At 53.6% G+C, this 23,702-nt stretch carries 22 protein-coding genes, 2 tRNA genes and 1 pseudogene; 17 read left to right on the top strand and 8 right to left on the bottom strand.

Translation table 11 applies throughout. The features are described from left to right. Nucleotides 1–50: 50 nt before the first annotated feature. On the bottom strand, nucleotides 51–1,217 hold the full coding sequence (locus IAE27_RS20630; RefSeq protein WP_070555949.1) for an MFS transporter: 1,167 nt from the start codon (nucleotides 1,215–1,217) through the stop codon (nucleotides 51–53). A gap of 170 nt (nucleotides 1,218–1,387) precedes the next feature. Next, nucleotides 1,388–1,477, bottom strand: a complete 90-nt coding sequence (locus tag IAE27_RS20635) for a YnhF family membrane protein (RefSeq protein ID WP_049082851.1) — start codon at nucleotides 1,475–1,477, stop codon at nucleotides 1,388–1,390. A 296-nt stretch (nucleotides 1,478–1,773) separates the two neighbouring features. Between IAE27_RS20635 and purR the strand changes: the two genes are divergently transcribed. Beyond that, on the top strand, nucleotides 1,774–2,799 hold the full coding sequence (gene purR / locus IAE27_RS20640; protein WP_004102700.1) for an HTH-type transcriptional repressor PurR: 1,026 nt from the start codon (nucleotides 1,774–1,776) through the stop codon (nucleotides 2,797–2,799). Nucleotides 2,800–2,817: 18 nt separating this feature from the next. On the opposite strand, the gene punR is transcribed toward purR, so the two are convergent. Continuing rightward, on the bottom strand, nucleotides 2,818–3,729 hold the full coding sequence (gene punR, locus IAE27_RS20645; RefSeq protein WP_004102702.1) for a DNA-binding transcriptional activator PunR: 912 nt from the start codon (nucleotides 3,727–3,729) through the stop codon (nucleotides 2,818–2,820). A 112-nt stretch (nucleotides 3,730–3,841) separates the two neighbouring features. Between punR and punC the strand changes: the two genes are divergently transcribed. Further along, on the top strand, nucleotides 3,842–5,026 hold the full coding sequence (gene punC / locus IAE27_RS20650; protein WP_070555947.1) for a purine nucleoside transporter PunC: 1,185 nt from the start codon (nucleotides 3,842–3,844) through the stop codon (nucleotides 5,024–5,026). A 300-nt stretch (nucleotides 5,027–5,326) separates the two neighbouring features. Continuing rightward, complete coding sequence (gene cfa / locus IAE27_RS20655; protein ID WP_004102706.1) at nucleotides 5,327–6,475, top strand: cyclopropane fatty acyl phospholipid synthase; 1,149 nt, start codon at nucleotides 5,327–5,329, stop codon at nucleotides 6,473–6,475. A 29-nt stretch (nucleotides 6,476–6,504) separates the two neighbouring features. Here the strand turns inward: cfa and IAE27_RS20660 are convergent, their stop codons facing one another. Further along, the gene (locus tag IAE27_RS20660; protein ID WP_200092830.1) at nucleotides 6,505–7,146 is read right to left on the bottom strand and encodes a riboflavin synthase subunit alpha; all 642 of its coding nucleotides are present in this window, start codon (nucleotides 7,144–7,146) and stop codon (nucleotides 6,505–6,507) included. A 232-nt stretch (nucleotides 7,147–7,378) separates the two neighbouring features. Here IAE27_RS20660 and mdtK point away from each other — a divergent pair, with 232 nt between their 5' ends. From mdtK to IAE27_RS20710, 10 genes and pseudogenes are all read left to right on the top strand, one after another. Further along, entirely contained in the window at nucleotides 7,379–8,752 is a 1,374-nt protein-coding gene (gene mdtK, locus IAE27_RS20665; protein ID WP_024274274.1) for an MdtK family multidrug efflux MATE transporter, read from the top strand. A 209-nt stretch (nucleotides 8,753–8,961) separates the two neighbouring features. After that, nucleotides 8,962–9,038 (top strand) — tRNA-Val (locus tag IAE27_RS20670). A gap of 4 nt (nucleotides 9,039–9,042) precedes the next feature. Then, a tRNA-Val gene (locus IAE27_RS20675) sits at nucleotides 9,043–9,119 on the top strand. A 441-nt stretch (nucleotides 9,120–9,560) separates the two neighbouring features. After that, nucleotides 9,561–9,746, top strand: coding sequence for a general stress protein (locus IAE27_RS20680; protein ID WP_004136767.1), 186 nt, complete (start codon nucleotides 9,561–9,563; stop codon nucleotides 9,744–9,746). A gap of 90 nt (nucleotides 9,747–9,836) precedes the next feature. After that, nucleotides 9,837–10,334, top strand: coding sequence for a ferritin-like domain-containing protein (locus IAE27_RS20685; protein WP_004102712.1), 498 nt, complete (start codon nucleotides 9,837–9,839; stop codon nucleotides 10,332–10,334). 32 nt (nucleotides 10,335–10,366) lie between these two features. Beyond that, nucleotides 10,367–10,873 carry a ferritin-like domain-containing protein gene (locus tag IAE27_RS20690; RefSeq protein WP_004102713.1) on the top strand — a complete coding sequence of 169 codons (507 nt, stop codon included), beginning with the start codon at nucleotides 10,367–10,369 and terminating at the stop codon, nucleotides 10,871–10,873. 19 nt (nucleotides 10,874–10,892) lie between these two features. Further along, nucleotides 10,893–11,765: a manganese catalase family protein gene (locus IAE27_RS20695; protein ID WP_017145741.1), complete on the top strand. Its 873-nt coding sequence runs from the start codon at nucleotides 10,893–10,895 to the stop codon at nucleotides 11,763–11,765. Between the two features lie 72 nt (nucleotides 11,766–11,837). Then, on the top strand, nucleotides 11,838–13,241 hold the full coding sequence (locus IAE27_RS20700) for a cytochrome ubiquinol oxidase subunit I (RefSeq protein WP_135799971.1): 1,404 nt from the start codon (nucleotides 11,838–11,840) through the stop codon (nucleotides 13,239–13,241). Continuing rightward, nucleotides 13,241–14,251 (top strand): cytochrome d ubiquinol oxidase subunit II, encoded by a 1,011-nt coding sequence (cydB, locus tag IAE27_RS20705; RefSeq protein ID WP_154022424.1) that lies wholly within the window; start codon nucleotides 13,241–13,243, stop codon nucleotides 14,249–14,251. Before IAE27_RS20700 ends, cydB begins: the two co-directional genes overlap by 1 nt. Nucleotides 14,252–14,309: 58 nt before the next feature. Beyond that, nucleotides 14,310–14,912: pseudogene (locus tag IAE27_RS20710) on the top strand (glycosidase); the annotation flags it as partial. Here the strand turns inward: IAE27_RS20710 and IAE27_RS20715 are convergent. Genes IAE27_RS20715 through IAE27_RS20730 form a run of 4 tightly spaced genes read right to left on the bottom strand, consistent with a single transcriptional unit; the run spans nucleotide 14,909 to nucleotide 17,410 of the window. Then, nucleotides 14,909–15,898, bottom strand: coding sequence for an SDR family oxidoreductase (locus IAE27_RS20715; protein WP_142475148.1), 990 nt, complete (start codon nucleotides 15,896–15,898; stop codon nucleotides 14,909–14,911). The pseudogene IAE27_RS20710 and the gene IAE27_RS20715 sit on opposite strands and share 4 nt — an antisense overlap. Before the next feature lie 21 nt (nucleotides 15,899–15,919). Then, nucleotides 15,920–16,438: a 2-oxo-tetronate isomerase gene (locus tag IAE27_RS20720; RefSeq protein ID WP_016810082.1), complete on the bottom strand. Its 519-nt coding sequence runs from the start codon at nucleotides 16,436–16,438 to the stop codon at nucleotides 15,920–15,922. 12 nt (nucleotides 16,439–16,450) lie between these two features. Beyond that, nucleotides 16,451–16,897: a DUF421 domain-containing protein gene (locus IAE27_RS20725; protein WP_004102722.1), complete on the bottom strand. Its 447-nt coding sequence runs from the start codon at nucleotides 16,895–16,897 to the stop codon at nucleotides 16,451–16,453. Nucleotides 16,898–16,906: 9 nt separating this feature from the next. After that, a complete protein-coding gene (locus IAE27_RS20730; protein ID WP_108704976.1) occupies nucleotides 16,907–17,410 on the bottom strand; it encodes a hypothetical protein in 504 nt (167 codons plus the stop codon). 344 nt (nucleotides 17,411–17,754) lie between these two features. Between IAE27_RS20730 and IAE27_RS20735 the strand changes: the two genes are divergently transcribed. The 4 genes from IAE27_RS20735 to IAE27_RS20750 all read left to right on the top strand — a co-directional run bounded on the left by IAE27_RS20735 (nucleotide 17,755) and on the right by IAE27_RS20750 (nucleotide 23,560). Next, nucleotides 17,755–18,753 (top strand): LacI family DNA-binding transcriptional regulator, encoded by a 999-nt coding sequence (locus tag IAE27_RS20735; RefSeq protein WP_070555962.1) that lies wholly within the window; start codon nucleotides 17,755–17,757, stop codon nucleotides 18,751–18,753. A 46-nt stretch (nucleotides 18,754–18,799) separates the two neighbouring features. Next, a complete protein-coding gene (locus tag IAE27_RS20740; RefSeq protein ID WP_004113465.1) occupies nucleotides 18,800–20,464 on the top strand; it encodes an alpha-glucosidase in 1,665 nt (554 codons plus the stop codon). A 7-nt stretch (nucleotides 20,465–20,471) separates the two neighbouring features. Further along, nucleotides 20,472–21,869: a PTS transporter subunit EIIC gene (locus IAE27_RS20745; protein ID WP_154022421.1), complete on the top strand. Its 1,398-nt coding sequence runs from the start codon at nucleotides 20,472–20,474 to the stop codon at nucleotides 21,867–21,869. Nucleotides 21,870–21,985: 116 nt separating this feature from the next. Next, nucleotides 21,986–23,560, top strand: coding sequence for a carbohydrate porin (locus tag IAE27_RS20750; protein ID WP_024274281.1), 1,575 nt, complete (start codon nucleotides 21,986–21,988; stop codon nucleotides 23,558–23,560). Nucleotides 23,561–23,702: the final 142 nt, after the last annotated feature.

Here is a 23,702-nt window from a genome sequence, read left to right on the forward strand (position 1 = left end):
ACCGCAGAAGCATTGCTGCTTCTGCGGTTATTATTTCACTTCACGTGAACTTAATGGTTAGCAAACGCCTCTTCCGGTTGCGCCCGCCCGCTGAACAGCACCAGCAGTAGCGCTACGCCCGCGATAATCGCTCCCATCACCGGTACGAACGCATAGCCCAGGCCGCCGGATATAACCGCGCCGCCCGCCGCCGCGCCCAGCGCGTTACCAAGATTGAAGGCCCCGATATTAACCGATGAAGACAGCCCCGGCGCCTCATGAGCGACGCGCATCACGCGCATCTGCAAAGGCGGTACCACCGCAAACGTCGCCGCCCCCCAGACAACCATACTTATCGCCGCTCCCACCTGCGACTGAGCCAGCAGCGGGATCGCCAGCATAATGACCATCAGCAGCAGAAGAAAGCCCTTCAGCGTTGCGGTAACGGAACGGTCGGCAAACTTACCGCCGAGATAGTTACCCAGCGAGAAACCGACGCCAATCAGCACCAGCATGGCGGTCACAAACAGCGGTGAAGCGTGGGTGATGGTATGCAGAACCGGGGAGATATAGGTATAAAGCGTGAACATCGCCCCGGCGCCCAACACGGTGGTCAATAGCGCCGACAGCACCTGCGGACGCATCAGCACCGCAAGTTCCTGCTTCACGTCCGGACGTTCGCCGGCGCTGCCCTTCGGTAGCGACAACCACAGGCCGATCATCGCTACAACGCCCAGCCCCGCCGTTGCCAGGAACGACATTCGCCAGCCGATAGTTTCGCCCAGCCAGGTTGCCGCAGGAACACCGCCGATATTGGCGATCGTCAGCCCCATAAACATCGTTGCTACCGCGCTGGCCTGCTTATGTTTAGGCACCACGCTCGCCGCCACCACCGAGCCGAGACCGAAGAAGGCGCCGTGGTTGAGGCTGGTAATAATGCGCGACAGCAGCAGCGTAGTGTAATCCGGGGCAATTGAAGAGAGCACATTACCGAGGGTAAAAATGGCCATCAGAAAGATTAGCGCATTTCTGCGCGCGCGGTGGGAGAGCAGTAGAGTCATTAACGGCGCACCGACCATCACGCCGATGGCATAAGCGCTAATGAGCATTCCCGCCGCCGGAATGGACACATCCATGCCTTTAGCAATAACCGGTAATAGTCCCATCGGGGAGAACTCGGTCGTGCCGATACCAAAGGCGCCGATCGCCAGCGCGAGCAGGGGAAAGTTGATTTTCATGCAGGAACTCCATCAGGCCGCCTTCAGCGACGGCATCTTATTCAGAAGTCAAAAGCATGACATCAATCACAGAAAAACAAAAGTAAACGAAATGGCAAAAGATTTTTGCGAAATTGATAATAATAGGCGGGGGGGTAAAGGGAGAGCGGCCCCTCCCTCTCAGTAAAGAATCAATGCAGTACTGCAGTCAAACCTGCGGCAACAATCAAACCCAGAACAATAATCGTTGTCGTCAGCGAAAACTTTAAATTTGTATCCATCAATTTTTCCCCCTGATTATCCCCACATGAAAAGTGAGCTTGCTCATTTTTACACAGAATAGCGTAAAAATCTTCCGAGATTTAGAGTGATGCACATTTTTGCTCTTCCCCTTTGCCCCAAGATCGGACAAAATCCCACGCTAATTTGAAAGCGTATCGGCCATTGACCCCTTCCTGTCGTTCTGTGTCGTTTTCCCGACGTGATGCCATGATCCATTTTGGCGCCAGGGTGTGTACAGGCAATCGTTTACGTACCGATAAACAGACGATCAGGTCAAGGTCTGGAGTGAGAAGTAATGGCAACTATTAAAGATGTAGCGAAACGCGCAAACGTTTCCACTACAACAGTATCACATGTAATTAACAAAACCCGATTCGTAGCGGAAGAGACGCGCAATGCGGTATGGGCGGCCATTAAGGAGCTGCATTACTCCCCCAGCGCCGTTGCTCGCAGCCTGAAGGTCAATCACACCAAGTCTATTGGTCTGCTGGCGACCAGCAGCGAAGCGGCTTATTTCGCCGAGATTATCGAAGCAGTCGAGAAAAACTGCTTCCAGAAGGGCTATACCCTTATCCTCGGCAACGCCTGGAACGACCCGGAGAAACAGCGCGCCTATCTGTCAATGATGGCGCAGAAGCGCGTTGATGGCCTGCTGGTGATGTGCTCCGAGTATCCGGAATCAGTTTTAAGCATGCTGGAAGAGTATCGCCACATCCCGATGGTGGTCATGGACTGGGGCGAGGCAAAAGCCGACTTTACTGATTCGGTCGTCGATAACGCCTTCGAAGGCGGCTATATTGCCGGACGCTACCTGGTTGAACGCGGCCACCGCGATATCGGCGTGATCCCAGGCCCACTGGAGCGTAACACCGGTGCGGGCCGGCTGGCAGGCTTTATGAAAGCCATGGAAGAAGCGCAGATCGGCGTTCCGGAAAACTGGATTGTCCAGGGCGATTTTGAACCGGAGTCCGGCTATCGCGCCATGCAGCAAATTCTCAACCAGCATCCTCGCCCGACGGCTATTTTCTGCGGCGGCGATATTATGGCCATGGGCGCCATTTGTGCGGCGGATGAAATGGGGCTGCGCGTGCCGCAGGATATTTCGCTGATCGGTTATGATAACGTGCGCAACGCCCGCTACTTCAGCCCGGCGCTGACCACCATCCATCAGCCTAAAGACTCTCTGGGCGAAGCGGCCTTTAATATGCTGCTGGATCGCATCGTCAATAAGCGCGAAGTCTCGCAGTCGATTGAAGTCCATCCGCGTCTGGTCGAGCGCCGCTCTGTGGCCGACGGCCCGTTTGTCGATTACCGCCGTTAACCTTTCCTGCGGCGTCGGTTATTCCGGCGCCCGCAGCCACTCCCGATTCAGCGTTTCGCTATCGCCAAGATAATCCAGCAGCCATAACAGGGCCGGAGAGGCATCGCTTTGTTGCCACGTCAGACAGCAGGCAGCATCCGGGAATGGGTTCTCCAGCTCCAGCGCCGTCCATTCACCGCTATCGAGCCACGGCTTTGCTAAATGCCCGGGCACCATCCCGACGCACAGCCCCGCGGAGAGACAGGTTTCAGAGGCATCCCAGTCCGGCACAACCACCCTCTTCTGGTTATCGAGCAGCCAGGTGGTCCGCTTCGGCAGCGAGCGTGAGGTATCCTCTCTGACCAGCGATGGCCAGTTGCGCAGGACGTCATCGCTTAAAGGTCCCGTCATTTTGGCCAGCGGATGGTGGCTTGCGACGACGCAGTCCCAGCTCAGCATTCCCATATCCCGAAAGGCGTAGCGGCCCCCGACCGGAATTGAGCGCGTTGCGCCGATCGCCAGCTCCACGCGACCGTCGGCCAGCGCATCCCAGACGCCGTTGAACACCTCCTGAAAAACAATCAGCTCAACGTCATCAAAGTGACGATAGAAATCAACGATCATCTGCCGCATACGCGTTGGCTTAACGATATTATCCACCGCGATAGAGAGCTGTCCGCGCCAGCCGTTGGCTATCTGCTGACACTGCTGGCGGGTGATCTGCATTTTTTTGATAACAGATCGCCCTTCCTGCAAAAACCAAACGCCGGCAGGGGTTAGCTCGACATCCCGATGGCGGCGTTCAAATAGCGGCACCGCCAGCCACTCTTCCAGCTGACGCACTGTATAGCTGACGGCCGAAGGGACGCGGTGCAATTCCTGCGCAGCGGCGCTAAAGCTGCCGTTGCGGGCGACAGCATCGACAACTTCAAGCGAGTATTCAGACCACATTTTCTGCCTGCAAAATTTTTGAATTCACCTGACAAATATTAGCGTTTCACAAGCCTGAATGCACTCCCTACACTCTGCGCCATCGTACCTGCATCACTAAAAAGAGAATGATATGCAACAACCTGGGAAAGGATTTTTAGTCTGGCTGGCCGGACTCAGCGTTCTGGGCTTTCTGGCCACCGATATGTACCTGCCGGCTTTTGCGGCCATGCAGCAAGATCTGCATACCTCAGCGGCGTCGATCAGCGCCAGCCTGAGTCTGTTTCTCGCGGGCTTTGCGCTGGGCCAGCTTTTCTGGGGGCCCATCTCCGATCGTTACGGCCGTAAACCGGTGCTGTTGAGCGGACTGGCCATCTTTGCCATCGGCTGTCTGGGCATGCTTTGGGTCCGCGATGCTACGCTGATGCTGGCGCTGCGTTTTATCCAGGCTCTGGGGGTTTGCGCCGCCGCGGTGACCTGGCAGGCCATGGTGACCGATTATTATCCTGCCCAAAAAACCAACCGCATTTTCGCCGCCATTATGCCCCTGGTGGGATTATCGCCTGCGCTGGCGCCGCTGCTCGGCAGCTGGTTACTGGTTCATTTTGAATGGCAGGCTATTTTTGCCGCTCTGTTCGCCATTACCCTGCTGTTAATGCTGCCAGCCCTGCGCCTGAAGGCGGCGAAAAAAAGGATCGTCAGCGCCCAGCAGAAGCTTACGTTCCTCGCCCTGCTGCGTTCGCGGGAATATAGCGGCAACGTGCTGATCTACGCCGCCTGTTCCGCCAGCTTCTTTGCCTGGCTGACGGGGTCGCCGTTTATCCTTCACGAGATGGGCTACGGCCCGACCGTTATCGGCCTGAGCTATGTTCCGCAAACCATCGCGTTTCTGGTAGGTGGCTACGGCTGCCGGGCGGCGCTGCAAAAATGGCAGGGCCAGCAAATTCTGCCGTGGCTGCTGGCGATCTTCGCCGTCAGCGTGGCCGCCACCTGGCTGGTTGGCCTGCGGGAAAATGCAACCCTGGTGGGATTAATGATTCCGTTCTGCGCCATGGCAGTGGTGAATGGCGGTATCTATCCTATCGTCGTCGCCCAGGCGCTGAAGCCCTTCCCTGAGGCGACAGGCCGCGCCGCGGCGTTGCAAAACACCCTGCAGCTTGGCCTCTGTTTCTTGACCAGCCTGCTGGTCTCCACGCTGATCGCCACTCCGCTGCTAACGACCACCAGCGTGATGCTGGTCTCCATCGTGCTGGCCGGAATCGGCTACCGCATGCAGCATAAGGCCGCGCATCTGGAAACAGAATCGTCACATGCTTAAGGTATTCTGCTGATAGTTGCCAGATCCAGTAGTTAGCTTGCTAAGATATTTTTGTTGAAAGCCTGTTTTTAGCGGCCTATACTGGATCCGGCATCACATAAATAGAAAGATTAGTTGATTTTTAACGGGAGCAGGATGCATCCCGTTTTACCATGGAAGGCCTTTCGGCAAGGGTTATCTCCCTTCCTCTGTTCTACGTCGGATAGCAGCCTTACGGATTATCCGTGAGATTTCTCACAAAGCCAAAAAAGCGTCTACGCTGTTTTAAGGTTCTGATCACTTGGGCGTGATGGAGAAGCTATGAGTTCATCGTGTATAGAAGAAGTAAGTGTACCAAATGATGACTGGTACCGAATCGCAGCTGAATTATTAAGCCGTGCGGGCATTGAAATTAATGGTCCTGCGCCCTCCGATTTGCGGATTAAAAATCCTCATTTTTTTAAACGCGTTTTGCAGGAAGGGTCGCTGGGTTTAGGCGAGAGCTATATGGACGGCTGGTGGGATTGCGAGCGGCTGGATATATTTTTCCATAAAGTATTACGCGCCGGTCTGGAAAATCAGCTTCCCCATCATTTCAAAGATACCCTGCGTATCGCCACTGCACGCTTATTCAATCTGCAAAGTAAAAAACGGTCCTGGATTGTCGGGAAAGAGCATTACGATTTAGGCAACGATCTGTTCAGCCGCATGCTCGATCCCTATATGCAGTATTCCTGCGCTTACTGGAAGGATGCGCATAATCTGGAAGACGCACAGCAGGCAAAATTAGATCTCATCTGCCGTAAACTTCAGCTTGAGCCGGGGATGCGGGTGCTGGATATCGGCTGCGGCTGGGGTGGACTGGCCTACTATATGGCCAAAAATTACCAGGTCAGCGTTGTGGGCGTCACGATTTCAGCTGAGCAGCAAAAAATGGCCCAGCAGCGCTGCGCAGGTCTTGACGTTACTATCCTGCTGCAGGATTACCGCGACCTGCAAGAGAGCTTTGACCGTATCGTCTCAGTCGGCATGTTTGAACATGTCGGGCCGAAAAATTACGCCACCTACTTCGACGTGGTCGACCGGAATTTGAAACCCGAAGGCCGCTTCCTGCTGCATACTATCGGCTCGAAAAAAACCGACCATAACGTCGACCCGTGGATCGATAAATATATCTTCCCTAACGGCTGTCTGCCCTCAGTACGCCAGATTGCCGAAGCCAGCGAGCCGCATTTTGTTATGGAAGACTGGCATAATTTCGGTGCCGACTACGACACCACGCTAATGGCCTGGTATGAGCGCTTTCTGAATAGCTGGCCGGAAATTGCCGACAATTATTCGGAGCGCTTCAAACGCATGTTTAGCTATTACCTGAATGCCTGCGCCGGCGCTTTCCGCGCGCGCGATATTCAGCTCTGGCAGGTGGTTTTTTCTCGCGGTGCCGAACACGGTCTGCGCGTAGCCCGCTAAAAATTCCCCCGCTTCGGCGGGGGAATTTATTATTCGGCCGCGTTTTTCAGGGCCGCTGCTGCTTCTTTTGCCGCCAGAACGCGCTCAACGGTATCGATAACGGCCTGAGTCTGCGGATCGATCTCAATATTTACCCGGTCCCCCAGCTTTTTCACGCCAAGGGTGGTGCGCTGCAGCGTTTCCGGGATCAAATGCACGCAAAACCGGGTGGGCGTCACTTCCCCTACCGTGAGGCTAATACCATCGACGCCGATATAGCCTTTATAAAGGATATATTTCATCAGCGCCGGGTCCTGAACCTTAAACCAGATTTGGCGATTATTTTCCGACGTCAGAATTTTAACCACTTCCGCGGTGGTCATAATATGGCCTGACATCAGGTGGCCGCCAATTTCATCGCTGAATTTTGCCGCCCGCTCGACGTTAACGCTGTCGCCCTCGCGCAGCGCGCCCAGATTGGTGATGCGCAAGGTCTCTTTCATCAGGTCAAAACTCACTCGCGCGCCATCGATATCGGTGACGGTTAAACAACAGCCGTTATGAGCTACCGAAGCCCCGGTTTCGAGCCCCGCAAGCATATGCTCAGGCAGCGCCACGACGTGGGTGCGAAAGTTGGGTTTTTCATCAATGGCCACCACTCTGGCGGTCCCCTGCACAATACCGGTAAACATATTTTGCTCCTGTATGAATTCGTAACGGTATCAAGACCGTTTTAGGCTATGACACGAACAATAACAGGTGGCAAAACAGGTTGCCAGCGCACAACGTGTTGTGCGATTTTTTCACTGGCTAAATGGCTAATCCTCGCTACAATAGTCTGGCAAATCCCTCTGCTTTTTCTTCTTGCTGCCCCTGATGGCGGCTTTTTTAGTCCTCCAATAACAACAATATAAAGGTGTTTACGTGCAGAAGTATTTTATTGAAGCGCGTCAGTTATTAGCACTGGCTATACCCGTTATACTCGCCCAGGTCGCCCAAACCGCCATGGGCTTCGTCGATACCGTCATGGCGGGCGGCTATAGCGCCACCGATATGGCGGCCGTCGCCATCGGTACCTCCATCTGGCTGCCGGCAATCCTCTTCGGCCACGGCCTGCTGCTGGCCCTGACGCCCGTTATTGCTCAACTGAATGGTTCCGGCCGTCGCGACCGCATCGCCCACCAGGTACGCCAGGGGTTCTGGCTGGCGGGCTTCGTCTCGATCCTGGTCATGGTGGTACTGTGGAACGCCGGCTACATCATCAGCTCCATGCATAACATCGACCCGGCGATGGCGGAGAAGGCGGTCGGCTACCTGCGGGCTCTGCTGTGGGGCGCGCCCGGCTATCTGTTCTTCCAGGTAGCGCGTAACCAGTGTGAAGGCCTGGCAAAAACCAAGCCGGGCATGGTAATGGGGTTTATCGGTCTGCTGGTCAACATTCCGGTGAACTACATCTTTATCTACGGTCACTTTGGCATGCCTGAGCTCGGCGGGATCGGCTGCGGCGTGGCGACGGCTTCGGTGTACTGGGTGATGTTTTTCTGCATGCTCTCCTGGGTTCGCCGCGCGCGTTCGATGCGCGATATTCATAACGCTGAGCGCTTCAGCAAACCGGATTTCGCCGTTATCCAGCGTCTGGTGCAGCTGGGCCTGCCGATTGCGCTGGCGCTGTTTTTCGAAGTGACCCTGTTTGCCGTAGTCGCGCTGCTGGTCTCACCGCTGGGCATTGTCGACGTGGCCGGGCACCAGATTGCCCTAAACTTCAGCTCGCTGATGTTCGTATTACCGCTCTCCCTGGCGGCGGCGGTGACCATTCGCGTCGGTTTCCGTCTCGGGCAAGGCTCGACGCTGGAGGCGCAAACGTCGGCCAGAACCGGCGTCGGGGTTGGAGTGTGTATGGCCGTGATTACGGCGGTTTTCACCATTCTGATGCGTGAGCAAATCGCCCTGTTGTATAACGATAATCCTGAGGTTGTCGCGCTGGCGTCCCAGCTGATGCTGCTCGCGGCGATCTACCAGATCTCTGACTCCATACAGGTGATCGGCAGCGGCATCCTGCGCGGTTATAAAGATACGCGTTCCATCTTCTTTATTACCTTTACCGCCTACTGGGTTCTGGGGCTGCCGAGCGGCTATCTGCTGGCTCTGACCGATATCGTGGTGCCGCGCATGGGTCCTGCTGGCTTCTGGTGCGGATTTATCATTGGCCTCACCTCCGCTGCCGTAATGATGATGCTGCGCATGCGTTTCCTGCAGCGTCAGCCTTCCAGCGTCATATTGCAGCGCGCCGCGCGCTAATCTCTGGCGGCAATTTATCGATACCTGACGGCGCTGATTCAGCGCCGTTTTCGTCTATTGATGAGCAAATCCTCTTTCGCATCAGTAAAATATAACCAATATGGATAAAACTTCTGCGATCGCGAGAAATCTGGAAGAAAAGTGACGTTTGCCTCTTGCCACAACCCCTCCCTGCCGCTAATATGCGTCCCCGTTGCCACTGCAACAATGCGTTCATAGCTCAGTTGGTTAGAGCACCACCTTGACATGGTGGGGGTCGTTGGTTCGAGTCCAATTAAACGCACCATAATGCGTCCGTAGCTCAGTTGGTTAGAGCACCACCTTGACATGGTGGGGGTCGGTGGTTCGAGTCCACTCGGACGCACCATTTCACAGCCTCGTGATCTGGTGCCTTATTTCTCTCCCGCATTGAATTATCCTAAAATGACCTTCAGCATTGGCAAAACGCTATTTTCTGATTTTTCCCGGTTGTGTTCTTAATATCTTTCACGATTCCGATAACTTATTTTTCGCGCTTATGTAAAGAGACGTAAAGCCCTGCGTCGCCCGTTTCCTCCCGTATTAACGCAGCGGTCATAAATATATCCTGCAGCAATATAAATGTTTTCGTTAGTTCCTAGCCTGTTATGCTCGCAGCCACTTTAAACAAGCGGAACGGTAGCCGCGGCATAATTCAGATTATTTCAAAAAATATCACCGCAAACCGGTTTGACTGTTCAAAAATACCGACTAAATTTAATTGCTGAACGACAACGGATACGTAATTAAATCGTATCTACCTGACATAAACTCACAGAGGTATGAAAATATGGCAGAACATCGTGGTGGTTCCGGTAATTTCGCTGAAGACCGTGATAAAGCATCTGAAGCTGGACGTAAAGGCGGTCAGCACAGCGGTGGTAATTTTAAAAACGATCCGCAACGTGCATCTGAGGCCGGTAAAAAAGGCGGCCAAAATAGTCATGGTGGTGGACGCAAATCTGACAACTCCTGATTATTAATCGTTTCATTCTCTTGTAATTAATAAGAGTATCCTGCGGGTCTGCGGACTCGCAGTTATTCTCTAGCATTAAGGATATTCCCAATGAATATGAAGAGCATAGAAGACGTTTTTATTCATCTGTTATCGGATACTTATAGCGCGGAAAAACAATTAACCCGCGGCCTGGCTAAACTAGCCCGGGCGGCGTCAAGCGAGCAGCTTAGCGCCGCATTCAAAGCACATCTGGAGGAGACCCAGGGGCAAATTGAACGTATCGATCAAATTGTCGAACAAGAAGCCAATATCAAAATTAAGCGCATGAAATGCGTGGCGATGGAGGGGCTTATAGAAGAAGCTAACGAGGTTATTGAGAGTACTGAGAAAAATGAAGTGCGCGATGCCGCGTTAATTGCCGCTGCGCAAAAAGTTGAACATTATGAAATTGCCAGCTACGGCACTCTCGCCACTTTAGCCCAACAGCTGGGTTATAAAAAAGCGGTTAAGCTTTTAACAGAAACGTTAGAAGAAGAGAAGTCAACCGATCTGAAATTAACTGACCTTGCGGTCGGCAATATTAATAAAGAAGCACAAAATAAATAGCCAGAAAATAACCTGATATTAAGGAGTTCATTATGAATCACGTTGAACACTATCACGACTGGCTACGCGATGCGCATGCAATGGAAAAACAAGCAGAATCCATGCTGGAGTCGATGGCTGGCCGTATCGATAACTACCCCGATTTGCGCAGCAGAATTGAACAGCACGTCACCGAAACCAAGCGCCAAATTACGGTTCTGGAAGAGATTCTGGATCGTAATGATATATCGCGGTCGGTGCTGAAAGATTCAATGAGTAAAATGGCTGCGTTAGGTCAATCTATTGGCGGCATGTTCCCTTCCGATGAAATCGTTAAGGGTTCAATTAGCGGCTATGTTTTCGAACAGTTTGAAATCGCGTGTTATACCTCTCTGCTTGCCGCTGCGAAAAGAGCCGGTGACACCGCGTCTATTCCCGCCATCGAATCCATTCTGGCGGAAGAGCGGGCCATGGCCGACTGGCTGCTGAAACATATCCCGCAAACAACGGAAGAGTTCCTTCTGCGCTCTGACGCAAAAGGCGTTGAAGCTAAAAAATAAGCAATAAGGATAAGAGCCTATGTTCCGACACGTTAAGCAACTTCAGTATACCGTCAGGGTCGCGGAACCTAATCCGGGGCTGGCTAATCTCCTTCTGGAGCAATTCGGCGGCCCTCAGGGCGAACTCGCCGCCGCATGCCGATATTTCACACAGGGCCTGAGCGATGACGATCCGGGTCGCAAGGATATGCTGATGGACATTGCTACCGAAGAGCTGAGCCACCTTGAAATTATCGGCTCGCTGGTAGGTATGCTCAATAAAGGGGCGAAAGGCGCCCTGGCGGAAGGTACGGAAAACGAAGCCGATCTGTACCGCTCGCTTACCGCTAACGGCAACGACAGCCATATTACCTCTTTGTTATATGGCGGAGGCACGCCGCTGACCAATTCCGCCGGCGTTCCCTGGACCGCAGCATACATTGACACCATTGGTGAACCCACCGCGGATTTACGCTCCAACGTGGCCGCCGAGGCGCGCGCTAAAATCATCTATGAGCGCCTGATAAACGTTACCGATGACCCCGGCGTGAAGGATGCGCTGGCCTTTCTGATGACCCGAGAAGCCGCCCATCAGCTCTCTTTTGAGAAGGCGCTTCAATCCATCAGAAACAACTATCCGCCGGGCAAACTACCGCCAATCACTGACTACGCCAGCACCTACTACAATATGTCAGAGGGCGATGACATTCGCGGCAGCTGGAATAGCGATCTGCACTTCGAGTATGTTGCGAATCCGCAGCCTGCAGTAGATGGCGGAGATGGCGGTGCCAGCGTTAAGCTAACGGCCGAACAAAAGGCCCTGGTGAAAACCATGGCGAAACGCACCCAATCCGACCCGGAAGGCGATCCTCTCACCGGCGCTGAACTTGGCGCGGGTAAGAAAAAGCCGTAATCAGCAACGATCGGTTGTTAATTACTTCCCCCTGCCTGGTTCGGGGGGTTGTTATGTGATGGGGTTCAGAACATGTTTGAACTCGATGCGTTTAATCTGGCAAGGCTACAGTTCGCATTTACCGTCTCTTTTCATATCCTGTTTCCGGCGATTACCATCGGACTGGCCAGCTATCTGGTGGTGCTGGAGGGGATGTGGCTGCGGACAAAAGATGACGTCTGGCGCTCGTTATATAATTTCTGGCTGAAGATTTTTGCCGTTAATTTCGGCATGGGCGTGGTATCAGGCCTGGTGATGGCCTATCAGTTCGGTACCAACTGGAGCGGTTTCTCTCAGTTTGCCGGGAGTATTACCGGTCCTCTGCTGCTGTATGAAGTCCTCACCGCGTTTTTCCTCGAAGCGGGCTTCCTGGGCGTCATGCTTTTTGGCTGGAACAAAGTCCCCCCAGGACTGCATTTTTTCACCACCTGCATGGTGGCGCTCGGCACGCTAATGTCCACCTTCTGGATCCTCGCCTCCAATAGCTGGATGCAGACGCCGCAGGGCTTTACCATTGAAAACGGCCACGTCATTCCCCAGGACTGGCTGGCGATTATTTTCAACCCATCTTTCCCGTATCGCCTGTTACACATGGCGATCGCCGCTTTTCTCAGCAGTGCGATGTTCGTGGGCGCCTCTGCCGCCTGGCACCTTCTGCGCGGGAACAATACCCCTGCCATACGTAAAATGTTCTCCATGGCGATGTGGATGGCCCTGCTGGTTGCGCCAATTCAGGCCTTCGTTGGCGATATGCACGGCCTCAATACCCTTGAGCATCAGCCGGCAAAAATCGCCGCCATAGAAGGCCACTGGGAGAATAAACCCGGCGAGGCCACCCCGCTGCTGTTGTTTGGCATACCGGATATGGAGGAAGAGCGTACCAAATACGGGCTGGAAATTCCGGCGCTTGGCAGCCTGATCCTGACCCATAGCCTGAATAAGCAGGTCCCGGCGCTGAAAGATTTTCCGAAAGAGAATCGGCCAAACTCCCTCATCGTTTTCTGGTCGTTCCGTATCATGGTGGGTATGGGCGTGCTGATGATTGCCCTCGGCGTCTGGAGCCTGTGGCTTCGCTATCAGCAGCGTCTTTTCCACTCTCGCGCCTTCCAGTGGAGCGCCCTGGCGATGGGGCCGGCAGGACTGCTGGCGCTGTTGGCCGGCTGGATCACGACCGAAGCGGGACGTCAGCCTTGGGTCATTTATGGTTTTTTACGAACCCGGGATGCGGTTTCGCTGCACAGCACGGCGCAAATGGTCGTCAGCCTGCTGGTCTTTATCGTGGTGTACTGTTCGGTCTTTGGCGTCGGTTATTACTACATTGTCCGGCTTATTAAGAAAGGGCCGCAGCCCGTCAGCGAATTGACATCGTCAACGTCCGGCACGCCGGCTCGCCCCCTTTCTGCCGCAGAAGCCGTGCCTGAAGAGGAGACTCGCTAATGGGCATCGATATCCCCGTTATCTGGTTTGTCATCATTGTATTCGCCACATTGATGTATATCGTTATGGACGGCTTCGATCTTGGCATTGGAATTTTATTCGGCTTTGTACCGAATGCTCAAGAACGCGACGTCATGATAAATAGCGTCGCCCCGGTGTGGGATGGCAATGAGACATGGCTGGTGCTGGGCGGCGCGGGGCTATTTGGCGCCTTTCCCCTGGCCTACGCCGTTATCACCGATGCGCTGGCTATCCCGCTCACCGCCATGCTCATTGGCCTGATCTTCCGCGGCGTCGCCTTTGAGTTCCGCTTCAAGGCCACCCCCTCGCATCAAAAGTTCTGGGACTACTCTTTTGTCAGCGGCTCCCTGCTGGCGACCTTTAGCCAGGGGATGGTGGTAGGCGCGGTCATCAACGGTTTTGAGGTCGCCGACCGCAGGTTTGTCGGCTCGGCGCTCGACTGGCTGACGCCCTTTAGCCTGTTCTGCGGCTTAGGACTGGTCGTCGCGTATATGCTGCTTGGTACGACCTGGCTGATTATGAAAAGCGAAGGCGCCCTACAACAGCGCATGCGTGAGCTGACTCGCCACACGCTTCTGGCGCTGATGGCGGTCATCGCCGTTGTGAGCGTCTGGACGCCGCTGGGCTGGCCCTCCGTGGCTGAGCGCTGGTTTACCCTGCCTAATTTCTACTGGTTTGTACCCGTTCCTGTACTGGTCATTGCCTTAAGCCTGTGGATCTGGCGGTTAAGCGCCCATCCTGGTAGCCACGCCCGCCCTTTCCTGCTTACGCTTGGGCTCATTTTTCTTGGCTTTAGTGGTCTGGGTATCAGTCTCTGGCCCAACATCATCCCTCCGCATATTACGCTGTGGGAAGCCTCCGCGCCGCCCGCCAGCCAGCTCTTTATGCTGGTAGGGACCCTGCTTATCATTCCGGTGATTTTGGTTTACACCGCATGGAGCTACTACGTATTCCGCGGCAAAGTTTCCGGCACTGAAGGCTATCACTGAGGTGCGCTATGGCGGACTGGCATACGCGAGCCATCATTTATCAGATTGATTCGGCGCTGTTTTACGATCTCAACGGCGGCGGCTGGCGCTCTGTCATGCCGTACTCTTTTCACTCCCCGGCGTACTGATAATGCGCTACGGGGATGAAATTGGGATGGGTGACAATCTGGCCCTGGAAGAGCGCTACGCGGTGCGCACGCCGATGCAATGGGCCGGCTCAGCGGGCGGCGGTTTCTCCGCAGCCGATCCTGCTACTTTTGTCGCTCCATTGATCGATAAGGGGCCGTTTCGCTATCAGAAGGTCAACGTCGCTGATTCGCTGCTGCACCGCCATTCCCTTCTGCATCGCATTATAGATATCGCCAATACGCTGTGCGAGTTTCCGGAAATCGCCGTTGCGCCTTTTCGCATTATCAGCATCGATCGGCAGGCGATTCTGGGGATTTGCTACGATGCCGACCAACGCCGCGTCATCACCTTTCTTAATTTCAGCGACAAGCGCGTACGCTTCACCGCGAAAGAGATTGCCGAGGGCGTCTGGACGCCCTGCCTGGCCGACAAAACCTATGCTGACGACCTTGTTGCGGGTAAACGCGTTGAGCTGGAGATTGGCGCCTATGGCTACCGATGGTTCTGGACCAACAGTAGCGCGCTGCGTTAGCATTTTTTACGCGAGATAAACCATTTTGCCAACAACCATCCCGCCGCTGCCGCGCCGCCGAGTAGCGCTTTTCCCGGCACGCCGGAGGTGATGGCGGCGGCGCGATACTTCGCCTCTGAGGAAAAACGCCCGTGGGTTTTATGCAGTCCGCTGACCGGCTGTTGTAGATAATCCTGCCGGTCAGCGACATTCCTGTGCCGGATCATTTGCCCTTCCCATGCTTTATTAACCATCAGTCGATCGAGGAAGCCGGGGAAGAGAAATTGCCCAACGATAGACTGAATTGTGCTGCTCCCCACCCAGAGTTCACGCACGGGCCTGCGTGCAACGTTGAAGATAGCCTCTGCGGCCACCTCCGGCTGATAGACGGGGGGCACCGGGCGCATCGCCCAGGCAAACTTATTGCGCGCCCACTCAAACTGCGGCGTATTCAGGCCAGGCATCTGTACCATTGAGATACTCACGCCGCTCTTTTCATGCATCAGTTCCGTGCGAACCGCATCGGTAAAGCCCCGAATCGCGGCCTTCGCCCCGCAGTAGGCGGACTGTAGCGGAATGGAGCGATAGGCCAGCGCGGAACCGACCTGGATAATGATGCCGCGATCGCGGGGCGTCATTAACTCCAGCGCGGCGCGGGTGCCGTTGACGTAACCAAGATAGGTGACTTCGGTGACCCGCGAAAATTCATCGTGGGTCATCGTCCTGAAAGGCGCCAGCACCGCGCACATGGCGTTATTGACCCACACCCCGATAGCCCCTAATTGCTTTTCGATCTCGCAGGCGGCAGTGTTAATCGCATCCGCATCAGCGACATCGGCCTGAACGACATGCACCCGAACGCCAAACTGCCGCAACGCCTGTTGCGTCGCTTCAAGGCTTTGACGATCGCGGGCGATAATCCCCACGTCATAGCCTGCCCGCGCAAAGCGAACAGCCGTTGCTTTGCCGACGCCCGCAGTACCGCCGGTGATCGTCATGACCGCCATAGAACCTCCGCCATGAAAGTGTTATTCGCCCTGCCAGCCGGGCAGTTTCTCCATCAGCATCGCCAGCGAGTAGCGTACGGATTTCTCAACGACATCCTGGCAGCCGCCGGAAAACAGCACCTTCTGCGCGTCGATTGCGCCGCGAAAATTCCATGCGAACCAGACGGTTCCCGCAGGCGTCCCGTCCTCGCCGCCGTCCGGCCCAGCGTATCCGCTTATCGCGATGCTGATATCCGCTCCGGAACACTCCAGCGCGCCCGTCGACATCTCTTCCACGGCCTGTCGACTGACGGCGCTATACTTTTCCAGCGTCGAAGCCTTAACGCCGAGAAGTTTTTGCTTCGCACGGTCGCTAAAGGTGATTAAACCAATATCGTAAAACGCAGCCGTATCCTCCTCCGCGCACAGCGCTGCCGCCAGGCTTCCCCCGGTACACGACTCAGCGGTGGTTAAGCGTAAACGACGGTCGGTCAATGCGATGGCGACTTGTTTGGTCAGCTCACCGGTAGTTTTCGCCTGGTTATAAGGATTATTCGCCATAAAGATACCTTCTTAACTTTCAGCAGGAATAATAGAAATATGTCCGTTCCTTTCCAGTATGGCATATTTGATTTTACTTAATTCCGTAATACCCTGATTCTGCCGTGCGGCCACAAGAATATCATCGCAGGAGACATCCACTTTTTTGAGTTTATCAATTAACGGAACGCCGTTTTCGACTAAAATTACCGGGCAGCCATCAAGCGCTGACTCGGCGCCAGCCATATATTTTTTCATTAAGCCAAAGAGCATATCCACCACCACCAGCGTGATAATCGTCAGCATGGCGCCGGTGACCGAAAAGTCGTTCCCCAGCAGCGCCTGTTGTGTCGCTTCACTGATGATAAGTAATAAAATCAGATCAAAGCTGGTCATTTGTAATAGCGCCCGGCGTCCGGCGATTTTAAAAACCACCAGCAAAATTAAATAAATGGCCAGCGCCCGCAACACCATCTCCATCACGTTCTCCTAAGGATAAATAAATTGCCAGAAGCGAATTTCGGGTTCGCTATTAAGCTGTAAAGCGTGGTTCAGCTTGCCGGGAGCGGTGGGCGTAACGTAGAGCCATATGGAAATATTTTCCATACTTTTCAAATTATTATAAACCAAAAAGAGTCGATCGTCCTTACTGTACATACTATCTGGCTGGGGCCAGATAGTATTAGTTTCGAGCGATGAAGAAAAATCACCGCCAAGGCTAAAAACATATTTATTGGCGACGCGCGAATGGGCAGTAATTTTTAGTCGGAACTCAGTTTGCAAACGGCCAAAACGCTCATAAACCACAGTTAAATTTTGCTGGGCATTTGTTTTTTCAGCACGGCTCAAATAGCCGGTGGAAAAAATCCCCGCCAGCGCTGCGAAGATGATTAATAATAATATCCCGAGCCCGATCTTACGAGCAGCACATTCAAAATTAAGAAAAAGTTCACTCTCTTTTATCCCGGGCAGCTTCTCTTTTTCACTGACCATTTTTCACCTCACCGTTGCGCTTATCATCGCGGCGCCAGCTTAAGGAATAGCAATCAGGTTTAATATGTCAAGTTCATCGCGGCAAACCAGGAATATTAGCAAAACAAAAATACCGTGCATTATTCATTGCGCCGCTTCTCCCCTCCCCACGCTCAGACCCGAACGGTCTTGCCGACCCGGCGGTCCGCGTCGCGAACTCACCTTCAACGGATACGCAAACCGTAGCACGCGGATAGCGCAGGAAAAATTTATTGTGAGTCAGGTCATGTTTTATAACAAGGCGGTTGACCCGGCCGGTCAGCAAAAATATTTTATGCCCATGTGATATCGATTTCATAACCATCATGGCAACCATAAAAGACGTAGCAGAAAAAGCAGGTCTGTCGGTGACGACGGTCTCCCGCTTCCTGAACAATCATCCTTATATCGCTGAAGATAAAAAGGAAAAAATTCTCGCGGCAATGAAAGAGCTTGATTACGAGCCAAGCACCGTCGCGCAGCAGATGCGCGGCGTGAAAACCCACCGCATTGGCGTACTCATTTCGAGGATCACTAACCCCTTTTTCGCCAGCCTGGTGGATGCTCTCGAAGTCACCGCGCGTAAACACGGCTACTCAGTGCTGATCGTTCAGAACCACAATAGCGCGGGCGAAGAGGAGAACTGTCTCGATCTGCTGAAGAAAAAGATCATCGACGGCCTTATCTTGTGCGCCGTCGAAAGTGATAAGGACGTGATCGAGCAATATCAGAAATATGGTCCGATCCTGCTGTGCAACACCAGCATCGATAACACGACTCTGCCCGTGGTCAGAATGGACGATGAACTGGCGACCTATCGCGCCGTCAGTTGGCTGCTGCATAAAGGGTATAGAAGAATCGCCTACTCTACCGGCGGCGCATTCCAGCAAAAGGGCCACGGTAGCAGAAGGAACCGCGGCTTTATTGCCGCCATGCAGCAGGGGCAGCAGCCGATTGACGAGCGGCTGGTTTTCCGCCACGTCCACACCTGGCGCGACGGGCAGCGTCTGGCTGAGCAGATCCTACAGTTGGCAAAAAGCGAACGTCCCGATGCAATTTTCGCCGGCAGCGATGAAGTCGCCTGCGGCTTAATTTCTGCGCTCTCGGCCAACGGCATCAGCGTTCCCGGCGAACTGGCGGTCATGGGCTTTGATAACCTTCCGGTGGCGGAGATGGTGCATATTCCGCTCACTACCGTTAGCCAACCCATTGAGCAACTGGGCCGCATCTCGGTAGAACGCCTGCTGGCCCTGATCAACAACACGCACTATCGCTATGACGAGGAAGACCTGAAATCGGAACTGGTCATCCGGGCCTCGGCGTAATTTTTTTTAACTCAATATGGTATCGATTTCATACTCAGGAGAAACGATGAATCAGTCACAACAAGGGGCATGGTGGAAGGAAGCGGTCATTTATCAGGTGTACCCAAAAAGCTTCTATGACAGCAATAACGATGGCACTGGCGATATCCAGGGGATAATCGCGAAACTGCCGTATCTGAAAACGCTGGGCATCACCATGATTTGGGTCTCGCCGTTCTACCTCTCGCCGGGTGCGGACAACGGCTACGATATCGCCGACTACTATGCAGTGAACCCCGATTTAGGTCAGCTGCAGGATATTGACGACCTGATTAAGCAGGCAGGCGAACTGGGGATTGGGATCATGGTGGATCTGGTGGTTAATCATACCAGCGATGAACACCGCTGGTTCCAGGCCGCGCTGGCGGACCCTGCCTCAAAATACCGTGATTACTACATCTTTAAGCCCGCCGTTGCTGGTGCCGCGCCTAATAACTGGCGTTCGATTTTTGGCGGCAGCGCGTGGGAAAAAGTGGCTGGCGAAGAGTGCTACTATTTGCACGTTTTTCATAAAAAACAGCCCGACCTGAACTGGGAAAACCCGCAGCTGCGCCAGGAAATCTACGCCATGATTAACTGGTGGCTGGATAAAGGCATCGCCGGTTTTCGCATCGATGCAATTACGTTTATTAAAAAAGATCAGGATTACGCCTCCCTGCCCGCCGACGGCGTCGATGGTCTGGCCTCCATTAAAACGAAATCGCGCAACCGTCCGGGAATTGAATGTTTTCTGCACGAGCTGAAAGAACACACCTTCAACCGCCATCGCTGCGTAACGGTAGGCGAAGCGCCCGGTGTGCCTCTGCAGGAGTACGACAGCTATATCGGCCCGGACGGCTATTTCAATATGATCTTCGATTTTCACGCTGCCGATATCGATGTCGAGAACGGCTCGGAGTGGTTTAAGCAGCGCAACTGGCGCGTGGGCGAATTCAAAGAAGCGCTTTTTGCCAGCCAGCGCGCTTTTTGTCAGGCCGGCTGGGGGACGACGTTTATTGAAAACCACGACCAGCCCCGCGCGCTGTCCAAACTCATCCGCGACGCGGATTACCAAAATGACATCGGTGCCAAAGCGCTGGCCGCGATGTACTTCTTTATGGCCGGAACGCCGTTTATTTACCAGGGCCAGGAGCTGGGGATGAAAAATTTCTGCCGGCAGTCAATTGCGGAATTTGACGATATTTCCAGTCTGGATAACTATCACCGCTCCCTGGCGGAAGGTTTCTCTGAACAGCAGGCGTTAGGCTTTATTAATCAGCGCTCCCGGGACAACTCGCGAACGCCCTTCCCGTGGTCGAATAGCGTCAACGGCGGATTTAATCAGGGTGCGCAGCCCTGGCTGGCGTTTTCTTCAACCGACTTTAGCGTCAATGCGCAAAGCCAGATAAACGATGCGCATTCGGTGTTCGCGTTTTACCAGAAGATGATCGCCTTGCGGAATAAGCACTATCCGCAAGCGCTGATTTATGGGTCATTCGCCGCCGTGGAGGACGTTGACGAGCGTATCGTTGCCTACCAGCGCGCAACACACAACGAACGTTTTATCTCTATCACCAACTTAAGCGCGCAGCATCTGCCTTACACGCTCCCGGCAGGAGAGATTGTACTCAATAATTATGCCGACGCCGACGCCACCCTGAAACCTTATCAAACCATTCTCGTTAAGGAATGAGTTAAATATGAACAAATATAAAAATATCGCCGTTGAGATAGTGAATACCATCGGCAAGGAAAACATTGCTTCCGCCACCCACTGCGCCACCCGATTACGTTTGCAGGTAAAAGACCGGCAGAAAATCGATGATGATAAAGTCCGTAATATCAGCGAAGTTAAAGGCGTATTTTTCAATTCCGGTCAGTATCAGATAATCCTCGGTACCGGGATCGTCAATAAGGTTTATCAGGAGTTTGTTAACGAATATCAGGTTGCCGAAGTCAGTAAGGATGAAATGACGAAGCAGAGTTCGGGCCGATTACAGCGGGGAATACGCAACTTATCGGACGTTTTTGTGCCAATTGTCCCGGTTCTCGGGGCGACCGGTCTGTTTCTCGGTCTGAAAGGGGTCATTTTTAATGATACCGTGCAGGCGTGGTTTGGCAGCAGCGTCCATCAGGTTCCGGCGGCCCTGCAAACGCTGACCACGGTACTCTGCGATACCGCTTTCGCCTTCCTGGCGGCGTTTATCTGCTGGTCAGCCTTTAAGAAGTTTGGCGGTACGCCGATTATCGGTTTTTTAATCGGCCTGATGCTGGTTTCCCCGGCGCTGCCGAACGCCTATGACGTGGCGTACGGCAATAGCAGCCCGATTTATGTGTTTGGCGTTATTCCGCTGGTGGGCTATCAGGGGTCAATTTTGACCGCACTCATCACCGGTATTATCGGCGCAAAACTGGAAATCTTTTTCCGCCGGGTGATGCCCAACTCGATGGACCTGATTTTCACGCCGTTTATCGTCATTCTGATTGCTGTGGCCATCGCTTTACTGATTTTAGGTCCGCTGGTACATGGGTTTGAACACTACGCCGTGATGGCTATTCAGCAATTTTTGACGCTACCTGCGGGTATTGGCGGCCTGTTAATCGGCTTTATCTATCCCATTGCCGTAATGACCGGAATGCATCACATGTTTATTATGATTGAAACCTCGCTGATTGCCTGCACCGGGTTTAATCCACTCATTACGGTTTGCGCGATGTACGGTTTTGCCAACGCCGCCGTATGTCTGGCTATTTCACTGAAGGCGAAAAATATCGCGTTTAAAACCGCCGGAATTTCCGCGACCATTACTCAGCTATTAGGCGTCTCGGAACCGGCTTTATTCGGTATCGTGATGCAATCCGGGCTTCGGGCGATAATGGTGATGCTCACCAGCTCAGCGCTGGGCGGCATGATTCTGTCGCTGCTGTCGATAAAAGCGAACTCATACGGCCTGGCGGTCCTGCTGTCGCCGCTAATGTATCTCTACGATCGCTATCAGTTTGTCACCTATATTACCGTGGGACTCGCGGTGTTTATTTTTGCTTTTATTATTACATTCCTTTTTGTCAAAACTGCTAACACCCGCAAAGAGAGCTGAAAATAATACAACCCGAATATTAATTTAGCCTGCGGATAACTATCCCGTTTATTAGCACAGTCATCTGTGCTCTGCACCCGCACGTCCAGAGCACAGCCACTCTTGTACAGGTATAAATGATGAAAGCCTATATGCTTACGCTCTGCGCGCTGGCTTTGCCAGCATCCGCCGCTGCGGCGGATACCACCCTGAATGAAATTAATGCCCGGCTTGAAAGACTTGAGGCCGAATTAAAGCAGTCGCGCATCCAGTTACAGGATGCGACGCGGAAAATAGATCGCGCGGAAAAAAGAGCGGCCAGCGCCGAACAAAACGCGGCGCGCGCGCAAGAAAGACTGCAGGCCGTTGAGCACAGAACCGACCAGGATCTGGCGTTAATAAAAAACCAGCCGGCGCAGAATGTCGTCGCGCAGGCGAAGCTTCAGGAAATCACCTTCGGCGGTTACGCGCGCAGCGGCATATTAACAAGCAAGGGCACAACCAGTACCGTCGGGCCTTCCCTGACGCCTGCGGGCAGCACCGGGGGGAGCGTCGGTCGCCTTGGCAATGAGTCGGATACCTATGTGACCGCCGATATTAACTACCGGCGAAAATATGATAACAATAGCCAGCTGCGTTATTACATGAAAATCGCCGAGTGGGATAAAACCTATAATACCGACAGTTCCTTTAACGGCCAGATGAACGTCCGTCAGGCTTTTGTCGAAATGAGCGATATGCCCGCGTTTAGCGGCGCATTTAAACAGGCGACGCTGTGGGCCGGTAAGCGGGAAGATCGGGATAACTTCGATATTCACTGGCTTGATTCCGATATGATGAATTTAATCGGTACCGGCGCCGGTATTTATGATGTGAATTTCTGGGGAGATATCAAGACCAACCTCGCGGTATATGGCCGTAATTTCAACGATATCGATACGATGGACAACGTTGAATATAACAACATGACCGGCGCGGATAACACGTATATTCAAAACTATACCTTCTCGCTTAATCACCGTCTGGCGAACTGGCAGTGGATGCTCAACGGCCTCTACTCGCAGGACAACGACAAACGCATAAACGATGGTCTGGCGTCGGATAAAGCGGCCTCGCAAGGGTTTAACACCATGCTGGCGTACCACGGCGACAGCTTCTACGGCCTGCGCCCCGGCAGTACGAAAACCGCGCTGCTTTATGGCCGCGCGCTGGGAGCTGAAGTTCGCGGCCCGGGCTCCGACGGTTATTTGATTCAACCGGCATGGACCGTGAAGTTCGCCTCTTACGGTATCACATCACTCACCGACAGGCTGAGCTTCGCGCCGCTGATCGTCGCCCAGAGCAGCAATAATCGCTATATCGATTCTGACCATTACGACTGGGTCACCCTGAACGCAAGAATCATTCAGCAAATTAATCAGAATTTCGCCCTGCAATACGAAACCAGCTATCAGTATATGGATATCGACCCGAAAGGTTTTAACGGCAACAGCGCCGCCAGCGGTAGCTACTACAAGCTGACGTTTGCTCCTACTTTCAAGCTGCAAAACGTCACGGACTTCTTTGAGCGTCCGGAAATCCGCTTTTTTGCCACCTGGATGCGCTGGGATAAATCGCTGGATAACTACTCCTCAACGGACACCTTCGGCAGCGCCGGATACCATAGCGCTGGTACGCTGTTCTTCGGCGCCCAGCTCGAAACCTGGTTCTGAAAACCGCGTCTCGTCGGCTCATCACAAGGGAGAGGCGCGCCAGCGATTGGCCCTCTTCCACATTTTGAACCACAATTATTGTGCCAGATTTCCGTTACCCGGAAATGAACTATCGTGGAGCTTTTCAACTGGCGGAAGGCCA

It is taken from the genome of Klebsiella sp. S69 (genome assembly GCF_016516145.1).
GTDB lineage: Bacteria > Pseudomonadota > Gammaproteobacteria > Enterobacterales > Enterobacteriaceae > Klebsiella > Klebsiella oxytoca.